The sequence below is a fragment of the Corynebacterium sp. H113 genome, from assembly GCF_037572315.1.
Lineage (GTDB): Bacteria > Actinomycetota > Actinomycetes > Mycobacteriales > Mycobacteriaceae > Corynebacterium.
The window spans coordinates 115,994-132,316 of record NZ_JBBHKZ010000001.1 but is presented as its reverse complement, the minus strand read 5'-3'; the positions used below and the strand labels follow the sequence as shown (position 1 = coordinate 132,316).

At 56.1% G+C, this 16,323-nt stretch carries 14 protein-coding genes and 1 CRISPR repeat array; of the genes, 8 read left to right on the top strand and 6 right to left on the bottom strand.

The genetic code is table 11. The annotated features are described in order from the left end of the window. Nucleotides 1-6: 6 nt before the first annotated feature. Nucleotides 7-858, top strand: coding sequence for an SDR family NAD(P)-dependent oxidoreductase (locus WG938_RS00595; protein WP_339976510.1), 852 nt, complete (start codon nt 7-9; stop codon nt 856-858). Here WG938_RS00595 and WG938_RS00590 read toward each other — a convergent pair. Further along, entirely contained in the window at nt 833-1,507 is a 675-nt protein-coding gene (locus WG938_RS00590; RefSeq protein WP_339976508.1) for a DedA family protein, read from the bottom strand. The two genes, WG938_RS00595 and WG938_RS00590, sit on opposite strands and share 26 nt — an antisense overlap. Before the next feature lie 151 nt (nt 1,508-1,658). Between WG938_RS00590 and WG938_RS00585 the strand changes: the two genes are divergently transcribed. Continuing rightward, a complete protein-coding gene (locus tag WG938_RS00585) occupies nt 1,659-2,174 on the top strand; it encodes an excalibur calcium-binding domain-containing protein (RefSeq protein WP_339976506.1) in 516 nt (171 codons plus the stop codon). Here WG938_RS00585 and WG938_RS00580 read toward each other — a convergent pair whose 3' ends face one another. Beyond that, complete coding sequence (locus WG938_RS00580; protein WP_339976504.1) at nt 2,175-2,510, bottom strand: YciI family protein; 336 nt, start codon at nt 2,508-2,510, stop codon at nt 2,175-2,177. A gap of 348 nt (nt 2,511-2,858) precedes the next feature. Here WG938_RS00580 and cas9 point away from each other — a divergent pair, with 348 nt between their 5' ends. Genes cas9 through cas2 form a run of 3 tightly spaced genes read left to right on the top strand, consistent with a single transcriptional unit; the run spans nt 2,859 to nt 7,391 of the window. After that, a complete protein-coding gene (gene cas9, locus WG938_RS00575; RefSeq protein ID WP_339976502.1) occupies nt 2,859-6,164 on the top strand; it encodes a type II CRISPR RNA-guided endonuclease Cas9 in 3,306 nt (1,101 codons plus the stop codon). A 2-nt stretch (nt 6,165-6,166) separates the two neighbouring features. Further along, complete coding sequence (cas1, locus tag WG938_RS00570; RefSeq protein WP_339976500.1) at nt 6,167-7,078, top strand: type II CRISPR-associated endonuclease Cas1; 912 nt, start codon at nt 6,167-6,169, stop codon at nt 7,076-7,078. Next, the gene (gene cas2, locus WG938_RS00565; RefSeq protein ID WP_339976498.1) at nt 7,068-7,391 is read left to right on the top strand and encodes a CRISPR-associated endonuclease Cas2; all 324 of its coding nucleotides are present in this window, start codon (nt 7,068-7,070) and stop codon (nt 7,389-7,391) included. Before cas1 ends, cas2 begins: the two co-directional genes overlap by 11 nt. 49 nt (nt 7,392-7,440) lie before the next feature. Beyond that, a CRISPR array of direct repeats spans nt 7,441-9,972; the repeat unit is 36 nt; unit sequence GAAGCCTATCAGGGGAAATGAGAACTGATCCCCAGC. Nucleotides 9,973-10,009: 37 nt separating this feature from the next. Here the strand turns inward: cas2 and WG938_RS00560 are convergent. Further along, nucleotides 10,010-10,768, bottom strand: coding sequence for a hypothetical protein (locus tag WG938_RS00560; protein WP_339976496.1), 759 nt, complete (start codon nt 10,766-10,768; stop codon nt 10,010-10,012). Nucleotides 10,769-10,923: 155 nt separating this feature from the next. Between WG938_RS00560 and WG938_RS00555 the strand changes: the two genes are divergently transcribed. From WG938_RS00555 to WG938_RS00545, 3 genes are all read left to right on the top strand, one after another. Beyond that, nucleotides 10,924-12,180: a sensor histidine kinase gene (locus WG938_RS00555; protein ID WP_339976494.1), complete on the top strand. Its 1,257-nt coding sequence runs from the start codon at nt 10,924-10,926 to the stop codon at nt 12,178-12,180. 13 nt (nt 12,181-12,193) lie between these two features. Further along, complete coding sequence (locus WG938_RS00550) at nt 12,194-12,877, top strand: response regulator transcription factor (RefSeq protein ID WP_339976492.1); 684 nt, start codon at nt 12,194-12,196, stop codon at nt 12,875-12,877. A 63-nt stretch (nt 12,878-12,940) separates the two neighbouring features. After that, on the top strand, nt 12,941-14,161 hold the full coding sequence (locus tag WG938_RS00545; RefSeq protein ID WP_339976490.1) for an MFS transporter: 1,221 nt from the start codon (nt 12,941-12,943) through the stop codon (nt 14,159-14,161). 7 nt (nt 14,162-14,168) lie between these two features. Here the strand turns inward: WG938_RS00545 and WG938_RS00540 are convergent, their stop codons facing one another. From WG938_RS00540 to WG938_RS00530, 3 genes are read right to left on the bottom strand one after another with little or no spacing between them, the layout of a single operon-like run. After that, nucleotides 14,169-14,756 carry a TetR/AcrR family transcriptional regulator gene (locus WG938_RS00540; protein WP_339976488.1) on the bottom strand — a complete coding sequence of 196 codons (588 nt, stop codon included), beginning with the start codon at nt 14,754-14,756 and terminating at the stop codon, nt 14,169-14,171. Continuing rightward, complete coding sequence (locus WG938_RS00535; protein WP_339976486.1) at nt 14,753-15,487, bottom strand: ABC transporter permease; 735 nt, start codon at nt 15,485-15,487, stop codon at nt 14,753-14,755. Before WG938_RS00535 ends, WG938_RS00540 begins: the two co-directional genes overlap by 4 nt. After that, nucleotides 15,484-16,311, bottom strand: a complete 828-nt coding sequence (locus WG938_RS00530) for an ABC transporter ATP-binding protein (RefSeq protein WP_339976484.1) — start codon at nt 16,309-16,311, stop codon at nt 15,484-15,486. The genes WG938_RS00535 and WG938_RS00530 overlap by 4 nt, the downstream gene beginning before the upstream one ends. Nucleotides 16,312-16,323 lie beyond the last annotated feature (12 nt).

Sequence of the window (16,323 nt, the reverse complement as noted above, 5' to 3'; positions counted from 1 at the left end):
GCCACATTGCGCAGTCGTTTCACTCACGGCCCGGCACTTCCTGCGGTTCCTCGCGGGCGCGCGCTGGTGACCGGCGCGTCTAGCGGAATTGGCTGGGCCTGCGCGGAGGCTCTTCGCGATGCCGGTTTCCACGTCATCGGTACCTCCCGCAGAGGTTCGGCTGCGCCTCATCCTGAAGGTATTGACATGGTGGCGCTCGACATGGGCACATCGGATGGCCCTCACGGCATTGCCACCGTCATGGAGGAGCTTCTTCACGACGGCCCCCTCGACGTCATCGTCGCTAATGCCGGCGAAAGTCAGTCGGGGCCTTTCGAGGAGTTGCCTCGTGATGCTCTAGAACGTCTGTTCCAGGTTAATGTGCTCGGTCAGGTTGAGCTGCTGCAACGGGCATTGCCGTCGATGCGCGAGGCCGGGCGCGGGCGCATTGTTGTCATTGGTTCGATGTTGGGTGGGTTGCCGCTGCCCCATCGGTCGTCGTATGTCGCATCGAAGGCGGCGATCCGTGGTTTCGCATTGGCGTTACGTGGCGAGGTCGCGAAGTTCGGCATCGGCGTCACCGTGATGGAGCCGGGCAGTATCAATACGGGCTTGTCCCAGCGACGCACGAAGTACGGTGGAGCTGCCGATTCGCCATACACCGCAGACGTGCAGACAATGCTGAAGAATCTCGATGGCAACGAAGCCACGGGCATCCCCGCTTCCGATATTGCGGAGACTGTGCTCGCCGAAATCCTCAGCAACCGCCCCGTCCCATTGGTGGCGCGTGGCTCGAAGGCGCAGGTCGTCGTCCCACTGACGCGACTGCTACCGACGCAGGCAACTCTTGCGCTTATGCGGAAGGTTCATGGGTTGTAGTGGTGTCGGATTGCTCGCTGTTTGAGCTGTCTGCTTGACGACGTTCCCGTACGTTGCGGTAAATCCCCAATCCGATGAGTACCACGACAAAAAGAGCCAGAGCTACGTATGCCCAGGTCGAGTATTCGTCGATGACTTCAGTGACCTTGTGCCATTGCGAACCCAGATACACGCCGAGGTAGATCAGGACGGCGTTCCAGATTGCGCTGCCGAGCGTCGTATAGAAGGAAAAGCGCAGCAGACCCATGCCTTGAATTCCCGCTGGAATGGAGATGAGGCTACGGATGCCGGGGATAACGCGGCCGATGAAGATGGAGGCTTCGCCGTACTTGTCGAAGAAGTGCATCGCTTTGTCCACGTCGGTGCCTCGGACGAGCGGAATCTTCTCGCCGAATGCACGGAGGCGATGGAAGCCCACTTTGTGGCCCAGGTAGTACAGCAATAGTGCGCCAAGAAGTGACGCGGAGGTTGCCCAAATCAGGGCGGAGAGTGCACTGAACTCGCCAAGTGACGCAGTGAAACCGGCCATCGGGAGGACTGCTTCGCTGGGGATCGGCGGGAAGATGGTCTCTACGAGAATGGCAATGCCAACGCCGGGAGGCCCCAGCGTCTCCATGAGAGACACAATCCAGTCGACGATCTGCTGCATATAGTGCTGCTCCTGGTGGTTGGCGGTGTTGAACGTGAGGGCCTGGCGCTTGTCTGAGAGTGGTGTTCCCAGAGTTGATTCCTCCAACGTAGTTGAGTTTTCTGAGATTTTGCTTGGTGCCTAATCCGCGTCGTCGTCTAGCGTTAGGGCTATGAAGAAATTCTTGTACTGGGCTGGCATTGTCTTCGCGTCGTTGTGCTTGTTTACCGCGGTGTTCAACATTGGCACGTGGCAGGTATTTCTGGCGTACTTGCTGGTGGCGGTCGCATGCGCAGCACCAGCGCTGTGGTGGCGGCATTGCGAGAAGAAGGATGCGTACAACCAGAAGATGATGGCGAAGATGCGCGAGGATCAGGCTGCGTATCGCCAGTTGCTCGATCCAGTGCAGGATCGGCTGATTCTAGAGGGGCTGGATCACGACACTGAGGTCGAGCCAGTTAATCGTCGCTGGGTGGTTGTTGCACCCGTGTGCATCGCTTTGGCTGCTGCTGGGGTTGCGTTGGTTCCTGCACCTGCCGACGTCGCGGCTGGGCGGATCACGCCTGACGGAGAAATGTATGCCAACTGCGATGAGGTGCGCGAGGCGGGAAAGGCTCCGCTGACAGAGGGAGAGCCGGGATATCACCCGGCTCTTGATAATGACGGCGACGGTGTCGCGTGTGAGTAACTAGCCTGCTACAGCACGGAGTTCGACATGGTTGGCGCAGGCTGCAGCAGCTTGGCGGGTGAGATCGATGGCTTCATCTTCATCTTTAGCTTCGATGATCCAAAACCCGCTTGGGAAGGTATCGGCGTTGAGGTACGGTCCGTCGACAATCCAGCCATCTGGGCCGATAGTCTTCGCATCGTCCGGTGATGCCATTCCGCCAGCAACAACCCAGTGGCCTTCATCCTGCAACATCTGGTTGAACTGACCGACCCGCGCAAACGCGGCATGCATGTCTTCGTCAGTGTCGTAGGGGTTGATGTCGCGTCGACCGAAAACGGTGAGGATGAACTGCATGCGATAGCTCCCTTAGGTGGCCCTGGCCTCGTTCAGATCATTACTTCTAGTTAGAAATGTAGCAGCTACATTTCATCCGCAAAAGGAGTTTCACAAACTCGCAAGCATTGGGCTCCCTCCACTTAATCGAACGTGCTTTCTTATGCGAAACTCATTAGTCCGCAAATCTGTTTACAATCGAGGGAAACTTTTGTTCATGCAAGAAGTTGAACTCACTAGGGTTCTGTACTAGCATCAAGTACTGAGAACTGATCCTCAGTAAGCTTCCGCCTTGTTAGCGGTAGTGATTGCTCTTTAGGACCCTGCGGGGTCCTAATTTTTTTGCCCTCCTTAGAAGGTGGTCTAGCAATGCGCTACTGCGTTGGCATTGATGTCGGTTTGCATTCGGTCGGATTCTCTGCGATCGAACTGGATGACAGTGGCTTTCCAAAACAGCTCCTCAACTGCATGTCGCTAATTCACGATGCAGGCTTGGATCCGCACAGCCAGAAGGAAGCGAAGACACGAAAGCTTGTAGCCGGTGTAGCACGCCGTACACGGCGAATGTACAAGGCCCGCAAGAAGCGCTTGGAAGCACTCGATTCCTTTTTGATTGACCATGGCTACCCAATAGTCGATCTTGAGAAAGAACCAGACAGGGCTGGTTGGCATGCTCGTGCTCAACTAGCCACGGCAAAGATCGAAGACGGCAACGAAGCCAAAAAGCAGCTTTCTATCGCGGTCCGGCACATTGCAAGGCATCGAGGTTGGAGGAACCCTTACGTCCCGGCAGAAAAGCTACGGGTACTCCGAGAGCCATCTTCTGGCTTCGTCGCAATTCAGGAGAGAGCTCGAGAGCTCACTGGACAACCGATTAGTGCTGATTCAACTCTTGCACAGCTTGTCGTTGAGCTCCCCGATCAAGCATTGAAGCTTCGTGGCGAGGATGGCTTGTTGTCAGAGCGAATGCATCAGCAGGATTTCGCGAATGAGATTCTACGAATCGCAAGTGTGCAGCAGCTTGACACCACATTTGTCAATGAACTGATCTCTGCTGTGTTTGCGGCTAAAAGTCCGAAGGGCTCAGCAAAGGAATTCGTAGGACATGACGAACTGGATCCTACTCAGTACCGTGCCTGGCGTGCCACAATTCCATTCCAGGAATATCGCATCATTAGTTTGCTAGCGAATATTCGCATTAAAGATACTTCTCCGGGATCACACGGGGCGCAGCGTCCAATGACTGTCGAAGAGCGACAGAAGGCCTTCAAATTCCTTTCTACGTGGTACGAGAAAACTCCACCAACGTGGGAAGATGTCGCACAGGCGCTCGGAATGGATCGAGGCGCACTTCGAGGTACTGCCTCCACCAACGACGATGGAGAGCGTGTCACCTCTACGCCTCCTATTAACGAAACGGATCGCGCATTCCGCCACTGCAGTATCAAGCCGATCCGCGAATTCTGGAAGAACTCGAGTGCGGGCCTGCGGATAGCCTTGATTCGTCAATTCTCCAACGTCGATATTCCTGATGACGATGCACCTGAAACCATCGCAGCTTCTACGCTGATCCGAAATCTCAGCGCTGAAGATTTAGAGAAGATTGAAGGCATTCGACTGCCAGATGGCCGATCCGCCTATTCAGAACGGACGCTGTCCAAACTCCGTGACCACATACTGAATAACGAAGCGGATTTACACTCCGCGCGAAAAGCAATTTTCGACATCGATGATAATTGGAAACCTGCTGCTCCTCCGATTGCAGAACCGACTGGAAACCCTGCCGTAGATAGGGTGCTCAAGGCCGTTAACCGCTGGCTGCTACTCGCTGAGAGTCGTTGGGGCACACCTGAGTCAATCAACATCGAACACATGCGTGATGGCTTCAAGAGTGAATACCTGGCTCGCCAAATAGAGCGAGATCAAGCACGCCGATTTAAGCGAAACCGGGACAACATCCAAGAGATGTCGACCAAACTAGGGATCGGCGGACGTCCACGTCGTAGTGAAGTACTTCGATTCCAAGCAATCCAACGGCAGAATGGCCAGTGCGCTTATTGCGGAACAACGATTGACTTCAAGTCTGCTGAACTGGACCATATCGTCCCTCGTGCTGGAGTCGGTGCTACTAATGCGCGAGTTAATCTGCTGGCCACTTGCCACTCGTGCAATTTGGAGAAGGGAAAGACTCCGTTTGCGGTTTGGGCATCTCGTACCAATCGTTCTGGAGTGAGCTTGGAAAAGGCGGTCGAGCGTGTTCGCCAATGGCCGACCGACCCAGGATTGTCCGCTCGAGATATGAAGAATTTCCAAGACCAAGTGATTTTACGCCTGAAGCGAATTTCCGAGGATGAAGAAATCGACGCTCGCAGCAAAGAATCAGTCGCTTGGATGGCCAACGAGCTACGTCATCGGATCACTGGCTATTTCTCAACTGTGGCTAACTCCGACACCGACAATCCGGCTACACCAAAGATCCGAGTTTTCAGAGGCTCCATCACTGCGGCCGCACGCAAGGCTTCAGGCATCGAGAACTCACTCAGAATGCATGGTGGTCGTGCTGGCAAGAACCGGTTAGACAGGCGACATCATGCGATTGACGCTTCAGTCGTCGCCCTGATGCAAGACTATGTCGCTCAAGCACTCGCTGAAAGAGACAGTCTCCGCAGTCAAGAACACATGGTTGGTCGTCCTGACCCTCTCTATGGACCGTGGAAGGAATACGCAGGAAGGTCTGTCGAAGTAAAGGCAGTTTTCAACACATGGATAAAGAAGATGTCAGCTCTAGTTCCTCTTCTTCAAGAGGCTCTTGACGAGGACCGAATCCCTGTGACAGAGAATCTGCGTTTGCGCCTTGGAAACAGTTTGGTTCATGAAGAAACGGTTCATCCGCTGACAAATCTACGTCTCGGCGATGCAATCCCTGTAGAGATCGTAGACCGCGCCGCCACACCAGCGTTGTGGTGCGCACTCACACGAGAGCCTGATTTCGATTGGAAAGAAGGACTTCCCGAGAATCCGAATCGGTCTATCAAAGTCAATGGTCGCCGATTGAATAGCGAGGATTCTATTCAGGTGTTCGGCTGCAAGGCGGGAGCAATTTCGGTTCGTGGAGGCTATTGTGAACTCGGCGGAGCATTCCATCACGCGCGGTTGTACCGCATCACTAATGGCAAGAAGATTTCCTATGCAATGATGCGTGTTTACACCGCTGACCTAGCTAAGTTCCGTAACGAGGACCTATTTGATGTAGAGTTGCCTCCTCAATCGATAAGCGTGCGCCAATGCGAGAAGAAGCTTCGAACCGCATTCAGAGACGGGAGTGCGGAGTACATCACCTGGTTTGTGGTCGGCGACGAGCTTCATTTCGATGCAAGAAAGGTGGCCACAGGTCAAGCCAGTACTTTCTTGAGTGAGTTTGGCGATGTTAGGTCGTGGAGGGTTCGTGGATTTTACACTGACAGTAGGTTGCGTCTAAAGCCAAACCAGTTTTCTGCTGAAGGACTTATGGATGATTCCAATCCGGATTGTAGGAAAATCATTGATGCTCCAGGTTGGCGTCCTACTGTCAATAGGGTCTTTTCACTTGGCACCGTCACCATTGTCAGAAGAGATGCGCATGGTCGTGCTCGTCTTGCTTCGGCAGAAGGCCTGCCTACCTCAGTCAAGGTCTAACTATGAGTTGGCGAGTGCTTGATTTCACGGAGTTCGAAGGAAAACTCCGGTACGTCCGAGGCCACGTTCACGCTGAGTACCCGAGTGGCAAGACAAAAGAAGTAAACCTTCGTGAGATCGCACTCGTCATTGCTGCCACTCACGTGTCAATTAGCAGTGGGCTATTGCTCAAACTCGGTGAGCTTGGTATCCCATTGATGATCACAGACTGGAAATATGTGCCAGTTTCCAGCTTGCACAGTTGGTCAGCACATACTCGTGTCGGTGCTCGCCAAATGTCTCAAGCGAGCTGTTCTCTACCCAGGCGGAAGAGCGCATGGCAGGCTCTGATTCGAGCGAAGATTCTCGGACAAGCGCAGACGCTAAACTCCTTGAGCCTCAATTCAGCAGCAGAAGACCTCAAAGCAATGAGTCGCGAGGTTCGCTCAGGTGACCCCACAAACATGGAGGCCCAGGCAGCGAGATACTACTGGTCCAAACTGTTTGGGACACTGGAATTCCAACGCAACCAAGACTCCGACGACTTTCTAAACTCAGCTCTGAATTACGGCTATACGATCCTGAGAGGACACGGAATACGGGCAGTTGCTGAAGCTGGGCTATGGCCTGCTATTGGCGTATTCCATCGTTCACGAAGTAACGCTTTCAACTTAGTGGATGATCTCATCGAACCATTCCGGCCAGTTGTCGACTGGGTTGTGACGCAGTTTTCAGTAGACGCAGACATGCGTGACCCGAAAATTCGCAAGGCTCTCGTCGAATGTCTAAAACTGCAGTACACAAACGACGGCTATTCAACATCCACAGTGCTTTCAGAGCTGTCCAAGGCTTACGGAATTTACGTTGAGGGCGAGACATCACGCCTTATAGTTCCCGCGTGGTCCGGGCCAAGGTTGAACACCGATGAAAGCTGAAGACGCAATGTGGTGTGTAGTCATGTTCGATCTACCCGTCAAGACGGCTTCGGAACGTCGCGAGGCAACCCGTTTTCGTCACTACTTGTTAGATGCAGGGTTCAGTCGCGTTCAATACAGTGTTTACGTTGAATACCTACCTTTGGGGGTAAACCTCGCGAAAACGGCTCGCGACATCAAAGCTAAACTTCCTCGAGGCGGCGAAGTTCGAATCATTCCGGTCACGGATAAACAGTGGTCTAGCGCCTTTCGATTTGCGAACGGCACACCACAATTGGAGGAAGAACCGCCGGAGCAACTCGAAATTTTCTAATCAAGAAAAAGGGAAAAGGCCTCGTCAACGCCGATTTCTCGGCGTATCAGAAGCCTATCAGGGGAAATGAGAACTGATCCCCAGCCCGGCAATCCATTCGGCATTAGCGCACAGAAGCCTATCAGGGGAAATGAGAACTGATCCCCAGCGGTGTGGGAGCCGGGCATCCTCCTACGGGAAGCCTATCAGGGGAAATGAGAACTGATCCCCAGCATGTTGGAGGCACGGCGTGGGGTTCTTTGAAGCCTATCAGGGGAAATGAGAACTGATCCCCAGCGTTGTCAACTCATCGTTGCAGTTATCCAGAAGCCTATCAGGGGAAATGAGAACTGATCCCCAGCTCATCTTCCAACGTGAGTGAATCAAGCGGAAGCCTATCAGGGGAAATGAGAACTGATCCCCAGCCACACCATGCACACCACACAACACATCAGAAGCCTATCAGGGGAAATGAGAACTGATCCCCAGCCGACGAGATTACCGTCAAGAACGCATCGGAAGCCTATCAGGGGAAATGAGAACTGATCCCCAGCCGTCAGCAGTCACCGGAAACGATGACAAGAAGCCTATCAGGGGAAATGAGAACTGATCCCCAGCTTCTTGGTACGCCTTCTGTGCGGTGGCGGAAGCCTATCAGGGGAAATGAGAACTGATCCCCAGCAAACTCATGATGGCGTACCTCGTAAAACGAAGCCTATCAGGGGAAATGAGAACTGATCCCCAGCGGTCTAATCAGCACCCGCACTAAAGAGGGAAGCCTATCAGGGGAAATGAGAACTGATCCCCAGCTGCCTGGCGATGTCGTGTCCGTCAGTATGAAGCCTATCAGGGGAAATGAGAACTGATCCCCAGCTGGTGGCTCGTGCGGTGCGAGCGTGAAAGAAGCCTATCAGGGGAAATGAGAACTGATCCCCAGCTTCCATCCGTGCCTACGGTTACGTTATCGAAGCCTATCAGGGGAAATGAGAACTGATCCCCAGCTCTTCTGTCCATTATCGGCGCGTCCGGTGAAGCCTATCAGGGGAAATGAGAACTGATCCCCAGCTGACCGTGTTCACGATGATGTCGAACACGAAGCCTATCAGGGGAAATGAGAACTGATCCCCAGCACACCCACGGGTACAGCTTGGTGCCTGCGAAGCCTATCAGGGGAAATGAGAACTGATCCCCAGCGTGTTCCGTGTGGTGTGGTTGGTGACCAGAAGCCTATCAGGGGAAATGAGAACTGATCCCCAGCTTGGAGAAGCGCCGGTCGTTGTTGACTGGAAGCCTATCAGGGGAAATGAGAACTGATCCCCAGCTGATCTGGTGTTCGGTGGCACGTGGGTTGAAGCCTATCAGGGGAAATGAGAACTGATCCCCAGCCGACAACACCGAGGCAACCATCTACATTGAAGCCTATCAGGGGAAATGAGAACTGATCCCCAGCGGGCAGAGAAGAACTTGGAGCTGGCGAAGAAGCCTATCAGGGGAAATGAGAACTGATCCCCAGCGAACCGGGTGAGGTGCTGGTGTCGGCGCGAAGCCTATCAGGGGAAATGAGAACTGATCCCCAGCATCGACACATCCCACCGCTCATTCATAGGAAGCCTATCAGGGGAAATGAGAACTGATCCCCAGCGTAGGTAGTCAGCTTGGATACGGTCTTAGAAGCCTATCAGGGGAAATGAGAACTGATCCCCAGCCCGGAGCGGCCTTGGTCAACTTCACAAAGAAGCCTATCAGGGGAAATGAGAACTGATCCCCAGCGCGTACCTGGTCGGCGCTGTACCAGGGCGAAGCCTATCAGGGGAAATGAGAACTGATCCCCAGCTGTATGAGTATGTCCCGATTGACTCCCTGAAGCCTATCAGGGGAAATGAGAACTGATCCCCAGCACGACGACGGAACCTGCGCATGGCCATCGAAGCCTATCAGGGGAAATGAGAACTGATCCCCAGCGTGACGTCATTGCGGGTGTTTCGGAGCCGAAGCCTATCAGGGGAAATGAGAACTGATCCCCAGCTGCTCGAACTTGCCGACCGCGTGGAGGCGAAGCCTATCAGGGGAAATGAGAACTGATCCCCAGCGCCTCGTGCCATTCCTCCAGGCGTTCATGAAGCCTATCAGGGGAAATGAGAACTGATCCCCAGCTGCGTTTCAATCGCCATATCGACGCTTGGAAGCCTATCAGGGGAAATGAGAACTGATCCCCAGCCTGCTGCTGGACGACTCGCAGTGGTCGGGAAGCCTATCAGGGGAAATGAGAACTGATCCCCAGCCATGAGGGTAAATTAGTCCAAGCTGTTCGAAGCCTATCAGGGGAAATGAGAACTGATCCCCAGCTTGGTGATCCTGTTGAGGGTGGTTTTGCGAAGCCTATCAGGGGAAATGAGAACTGATCCCCAGCGCTGGAAGTGCCTGGCAAATTCCTACCAGAAGCCTATCAGGGGAAATGAGAACTGATCCCCAGCTGACACTCTCCGACTTGCGGACGTACCGGAAGCCTATCAGGGGAAATGAGAACTGATCCCCAGCCGCGGTTCCTGCGGATATGCAGCCGGTGGAAGCCTATCAGGGGAAATGAGAACTGATCTCGAATCACCTCACTAACCGCCTCAAACCCTACGCTCACCCACCTACCACCTACTCGGATTAGACCCCTGCACCTCGACTGCCCCATTCACTGAGTTGTCCAGCCATTTCTGCGCCACTGCCGAATCCAACGGCTCGACGCCCAAATAGGATCCAGCCTCCGCGCCCGGGGCCACATCATCGACGAGCCGATAGCACTTCGACAGCACTCCTAAGAATCCCTTGCCAGTGATCCACATCGGCCCACCATCATCAGTCGGTGCCACGTCTATGCCCCGAACCACCGGTCGCGCATTCACGAAAGCCTCGACACTTCCACACGCAGCCGACCCGGCGCTCTCGCGATACAGGCACATTTCATCGCCGATCGCGACGTCGTGAAGTGGAATCGGAGCTCCACCAACAATGGAATTCTCCCCCGGCTTCACGAACAAATCGATATACGCAAGGTCTTGGCCCGGCGCGCCCGCGTGCCGAAGCTTCCCCACATACTTCAATGACCTCGGCAAATACACCCATTCGCCGTCTTTTCCACAGTGCTTCGCAGTGTACGCTCGTTGCTTCTGCTTATCGACGTAGCCCACCACGCAATCACCCTCCTTCGTGCCCAAGCCGACGTAAACGCGATCCCCCTGGTTCAACTCGTACTGACCAACGAACTGACCAATGACAACCCAACAGAAAACGCCGACCATGAAGATGATGAGGCCATCCAAAAGTCGAGACCTTGCTTCCCGTAACAACGATGACTCCCCACTCCTGCGCACCCACACCTTCACAACCACCACCACGGTAGCGCGCACGCTACCTAGAATCGGTCTTAACAGCCACTGTATTCGCAGGTGGCACAAGGTGGAATGAAGTTAGTGAGAGATAGGCAGCCGGCAACCGGCAAAACCAGCAGCCTCCCTCGCAAACGAAACCCACCGGCATTCCGTCCTTGAAAGTGGTGTCAGACATGACCACGCCAACCAGCCCAGCCGCAACCGCACCCAACCCAACCACCCCAGCCAGCCCAACCCGCAACCACAACAAGCCCGCGAACATCGGCGAAGCACTTGCCTCCCCGACGTATCTGTTCTCGAAGTGGCCATGGGTCGGCATTTTCTACACCCTGATCGGCACCTTGGTGTCCATGGTCATCAACAGCACGGTGATCATCGTGTTGTTGCTGCTCAGCATCTCCAAGACCATTCGTCAGGAGCTGTGGCCAATGGTGCTGCGTTGGGACATTCGCCGATTACGCCTCATCAACCCTCCAGCTGCTGACCGCCTCGATGTGCATCTGCAGAAGATGATCGATACGGGCACACCGCCGTCGCTACGCCAATACCTGCACATCGCATTGGTGTTGTTCATCCTCGGTCCACTATCGCCAGTCTTTGTGTTCGGCATTCCGGCACTGCAGCTGCTCTTCACAGCTGGCATTCCCAACGAAGATGGCACCATCCTGTGGCAGATGGATGCACCGCTCAGTTGGATACTATTCGCAGTGTCCATCCCAATTGGCCTGTATATCGCAGGTCTGTGGGCATACGCACTCGGTGAACTAGCAGATACCCTCCTCCAGCCCACCGAAGCTCAGCTCACGACCGAGGTGCAACGTCTCGCGCACACTCGCTCGGGGCTTCTCGACGCCGCCACCGCCGAACGCACCCGCATCGAACGCGCACTTCACGACGGCACCCAGCACCGCCTCGTCGCCCTCTCCATGCAGCTGGGCCTGGCAGAAGCGACCGCCGAGAACGATGAAACGACGGAATTAGCGAACACGACGCAAAAGGAAATCGACGAGATTCTGGTCAACCTGCGCAATGTGATCCGCAATATTCAGCCCCAGGCGCTATCGGAGCGTGGCCTCGCTGCAGCGGTCGCCGACATCACCGCGAACTCACCCATCCCAGTGAAGGTCAATATCCCCGCCACTCGGCTTGGCAAGCACGTCGAAGAGACCGCGTTCTTTGTGACGAGTGAGGCTCTGTCGAACGTCGTCAAGCATTCCGGTGCCACGCAGGCTGAAGTAACCGGCGAGCTGAACAACGGCATCTTCACCCTCACGATCACCGATAACGGCAACGGCGGCGCAACCGAGTTGACCGGCCACGGAATCGAAGGATTGAAGCAGCGCGCAGCAGCTATCGATGGCACAGTGGAGGTGACGTCACCAGCAGGCGGACCAACGACTCTGACGCTGGTATGCCCGCTCGTGCAGTAGAAGGAACTGAACAATGACAACCCCAGCGGCGAATCCCCACTCTGGTAACGGTCTACGCATCGTACTAGCGGAGGATTCGCCGCTGCTGCGTGCCGGAGTCGAAGCTGTGCTGACTCATGGCGGCCACGACGTTGTGGCAGCAGTCGCCGATGGGGTCGCGCTTGTCGACGCAGTGAAAGCCACCAACCCAGACCTGGTCATCACCGACGTGCGCATGCCGCCGACGAACACCGACGAAGGGCTGCGCGCGGCTGCGACGATTCGCAAGTCGCACCCAGGTCTGCCGATCATCGTCCTCAGCCAATACGTATCCGTGGCGTACCTGGATGACCTTGTGGCTCACGACGGCACTCACTTGGGCTACTTGCTGAAAGATCGCGTCGCGCACGTGCAGCACTTCCTGGATGCGGTGGCGCAAGTCGCCAGTGGCCAGACGGTCATTGACCCGGAAGTCGTGCGCGCACTGCTCGGAGCGTCGCATGGTCCGCTGGCCGAACTCACCGAACGCGAAAAGGAAGTCCTCGCACTTATGGCTGAAGGACTGACCAACGGCGCGATCGCGGAAAAGCTGTTCGTCTCTGAAGCGACAGTTCGGAAGCATGTTGGCGGCATCTTCTCTAAATTGCCGTTGGACCCGCACACGGATCGTCGTGTAGCAGCAGTCATTACCTATCTGCGCAGCGAAGGTGCGAATTAACGGTGGAAGCCTTTCCACTAAAACCGTTAATTAATGGCAAGTAACTAGCTAGACTCGCCTTTTGTGACGGCTAACACAGAAATTGACGAGCGCGCCGGGCACATCGGCCCCCACACCTGGCTCCGCGTCGGGTTCACGATGTTCGTGATCGGGTTCGGTGCCAACCTCTTCGCTCCTATGCTCCAGGTCTATCGCCAGTACGACAACATGAGTAACTCCTCGGTCACTCTCATGTACGGCGTGTACGCTGCAGGCCTTGTACCAGCTCTTTTAGTGTGCGGTCCGCTGTCGGATCGCTATGGGCGTCGCGCGATTCTGCGACCAGCGATTCTCATGTCGGCGCTCGGGTCGCTCATCCTCATGATGGGCGTCACCGGATCTGAGATGATTCTCTTCTTCGGCCGCTTCGTCGCTGGCTTCGCCGTTGGCATGGCCATGGCGTCCGGTGCGGCGTGGATCAAACAGCTGTCCGTTCATCGCCCTGTCGCGGGACCTCGACGCGCCACCATCTCCGTATCCGCCGGCTTCGGTGGTGGCCCATTCATCGCAGGCCTCGTAGCCGAATTCCTCCCGTGGGAGCACGTCCTGCCCTACGTCGTTCACCTCACCCTCGTCGCTTTAGTTCTGCCATGGATGTGGCGGACTCCGGAAACGCAACCTCGTGAAGTGGTGCGTGACGACGGAGCCGTCGTGAAGCGCCGTCTCGTCCCTCGCGTGGCGTTTACCTCAAGGTTCCTGTGGGCCGTTGCAGCATGGGCGCCATGGGTATTCGGCACCGTGTCGGTAGCGTTTGCCACCATGCCGACGCAGGTCGAGGTGTCCCGACCCATCGTTTTCATCGGTGCCATCGCGGTTGTTGCACTTGGCACGGGCGTGGCAATTCAACCAGCCGCAGCGAAGTTCCTGGAACGCACCACACCACAGTGGATGCCGCTGTCGGTATTGGGACTTAGTGCTGCGTGCCTTGGCATGTTGAGCGGTGCCGCCACCGTCTATCTGCAGTGGATTCCGCTCGCGTTTGTCACAGCGATGCTACTGGGTGCGTCGTACGGTGTCATGATGGTCGCCGGCCTCAGCGAAGTCGAAATTCTCGCGGGCAAGGACGACCTCGGGGCGCTCATTGGCGTGTTCTACGCCCTGACCTACATCGGCTTCTTCGTGCCGTTCGTGCTGTCACTGGTGGCACCAATCGTGGGCATGATTACCTGTCTGCTGTTCGGTGCCGTCGTCTGTGTTGTCTCTATGGTTCCAGTTGCCCGCGCCGCAGCAAAGGCAGTGCATTAGGCGTGCACTAGGCAGTCAGATACCCCTGCACAACCGGCCCAACGCGCTTTACGACGTCGTCCGCAGCCATCGTCGACAACGTCGGGAACTTCAGAATTTCACGGCCAAGCGCCAAGCCGACGATCGCAGAAATTGCAAGATCCACGCGTTCGTCGGCATCGTCGTATCCGGCGTCGCGAAGCCTTGTACGTACCGGCTTCCAGACCACCGCGTCGATGACCTTAAAGAAGTCATTCGGGCCTTCATCGAACATCGAGCGGAAGCTTGCCAGCGTGCTCATGCCCGCCGGCGTTCGCCACAGCTCCACGAGACGTCCCACAATTGCTGTACCCAACTGGTCGAGTGGCACCTGATTGACCTCGTGCGCAACCACAGCCGGGTTGATTGGCATGCGCGTTGCGACCATATAGATGCCACGCTTATTGCCGAAGTGATGAGGAATCAACGCAACATCCACGTTGGCGGCTTCGGCGATTGCTCGCATCGTCGTCTTGTCGAAGCCACGCTCGGCGAAGAGCTTTCGCGCAGCGTCAAGAATGCGCTCACGACCTGGCAGGGAGTCCTTGCCTGGCAGAGATTCGGGTGAAGTAGTCATCGAGTTGTCCTGGGCATAGTAGCGGAAGCAACGGCGAGGAACGCTAGGGCGAAGATGGCGACGATCGCGACGTCGCCAAGCGAACTCGACGTGATTCCCTCCAATGAAAAGCCATTGGCAGCATCAACGGCATATGACAACGGTAGAACATTCGAGAACCACCGCAGTACATCTGGCAATTGTTCGCGTGGGGCGAGCAGTCCGCACAGGAAGATTTGTGGGCCGATCACCACCGGCATGAGCTGGACTGCTTGAAATTCGGTGCGGGCGAAGGCCGAGCCGAGCAGCCCGAGCGCCACACCGGTCACGCCAGTCACGGCCGCCAGGAGCAGAAAGATCCACGACGTGGAGGCGGTCTCGACGCCGAGGAATAGATCCATGACGAGCACTAGCACCACCGACTGCAGCACGGCCATGAACCCGAAAGCGATGGCGTAGCCAGTGAGCAGGTCCGCTCGGTGTAGTCGGGTAGTCCACAGTCGTTCCAGTGTGCCGCCGGCGCGTTCGCGCTGCATGGTCACTGACGTGATGATGAACATCAGCATTAATGGCAGCACCCCCAGCATCATCACGGCGACGCGATTGAATAGCTGCGGATTGTTGTCATAGACGAAATAGAGAAGGACAAGGAGCATTGTCGGCACGCCAAGGATCAGCGCCATCGTGCGACGATCCGAGCGCAACTGCAGAAATACGCGCTTCGCGGTGTGGAGGGAAAGCGACAGGTTCATCGTTGCTCCTGCTGAACGTAGCGTTCGTGCTGCTCCTGCTGTTCTTGACGACGGATAAGCGTAAGGAAAGCATCATCGAGAGAGTCGGTGCCCGCGTGCTCTAACAGTGACTGCGGAGTGGTCTGCGCCAGCAGGTTGCCACGGCGCATGAGGAGGACTTCATCGCAACGGGCAGCTTCATCCATCACGTGGCTGGACACCACCAGAGTGCGTCCCTCCGCGGCGAGTTCGCGGAAGTAGTCCCAAAGGTCGAGGCGCGTAACTGGGTCGAGGCCGACCGTTGGTTCATCCAGGACAAGCAGTTCGGGGTCGCCGACGAGAGCGCACACCAGGGAGGCCCTGCCCTTCTGACCGCCGGAGAGGTCATCGATGCGACGATCCGCAAGGTCAGCCAATCCGGCTTTGTCGAGCAGTTCAGCGTGAGTCGTTGTGGCACTGCGCGTGGCGCCTGTGCGATCGGCGCCCTTACGGTCAGCACCCATCAGCGCCGAAAAGTACTCCAGATTCTGGCGCACAGTCAGATCCGTGTACACCGCGGGCGCCTGCGTTACGTATCCGATTCGTCCGCGAAGATTCGCGCTCCCCGCAGTTTCGCCAAGGACGGTTAGCTCGCCCGCAAACTCCTGAACGCCGACGATCGTGCGCATCAACGTGGTCTTGCCGCAACCGGATGGGCCGATGAGACCCGTGATCTTGCCCGGCGCGATAGTGAAATCTAGTTGGTGGAGGACTTCCTTCGCTTTCCGACGACTCCCCCTCGCCACAGTCAGACCTGTGGCGACGATGCCGTCGTGAAGCGGTTCAACACTTGTTGAAGGGGTCATGATACAAGTATG

Bases quoted from the DNA above. Each gene is read 5' to 3' on its own strand.
- WG938_RS00590 (WP_339976508.1), bottom strand. From the start codon at position 1,507: ATGCAGCAGATCGTCGACTGGATTGTGTCTCTCATGGAGACGCTGGGG.
- WG938_RS00585 (WP_339976506.1), top strand. From the start codon at position 1,659: ATGAAGAAATTCTTGTACTGGGCTGGCATTGTCTTCGCGTCGTTGTGC.
- WG938_RS00580 (WP_339976504.1), bottom strand. From the start codon at position 2,510: ATGCAGTTCATCCTCACCGTTTTCGGTCGACGCGACATCAACCCCTAC.
- cas9 (WP_339976502.1), top strand. From the start codon at position 2,859: ATGCGCTACTGCGTTGGCATTGATGTCGGTTTGCATTCGGTCGGATTC.
- cas1 (WP_339976500.1), top strand. From the start codon at position 6,167: ATGAGTTGGCGAGTGCTTGATTTCACGGAGTTCGAAGGAAAACTCCGG.
- cas2 (WP_339976498.1), top strand. From the start codon at position 7,068: ATGAAAGCTGAAGACGCAATGTGGTGTGTAGTCATGTTCGATCTACCC.
- WG938_RS00555 (WP_339976494.1), top strand. From the start codon at position 10,924: ATGACCACGCCAACCAGCCCAGCCGCAACCGCACCCAACCCAACCACC.
- WG938_RS00550 (WP_339976492.1), top strand. From the start codon at position 12,194: ATGACAACCCCAGCGGCGAATCCCCACTCTGGTAACGGTCTACGCATC.
- WG938_RS00540 (WP_339976488.1), bottom strand. From the start codon at position 14,756: ATGACTACTTCACCCGAATCTCTGCCAGGCAAGGACTCCCTGCCAGGT.
- WG938_RS00535 (WP_339976486.1), bottom strand. From the start codon at position 15,487: ATGAACCTGTCGCTTTCCCTCCACACCGCGAAGCGCGTATTTCTGCAG.
- WG938_RS00530 (WP_339976484.1), bottom strand. From the start codon at position 16,311: ATGACCCCTTCAACAAGTGTTGAACCGCTTCACGACGGCATCGTCGCC.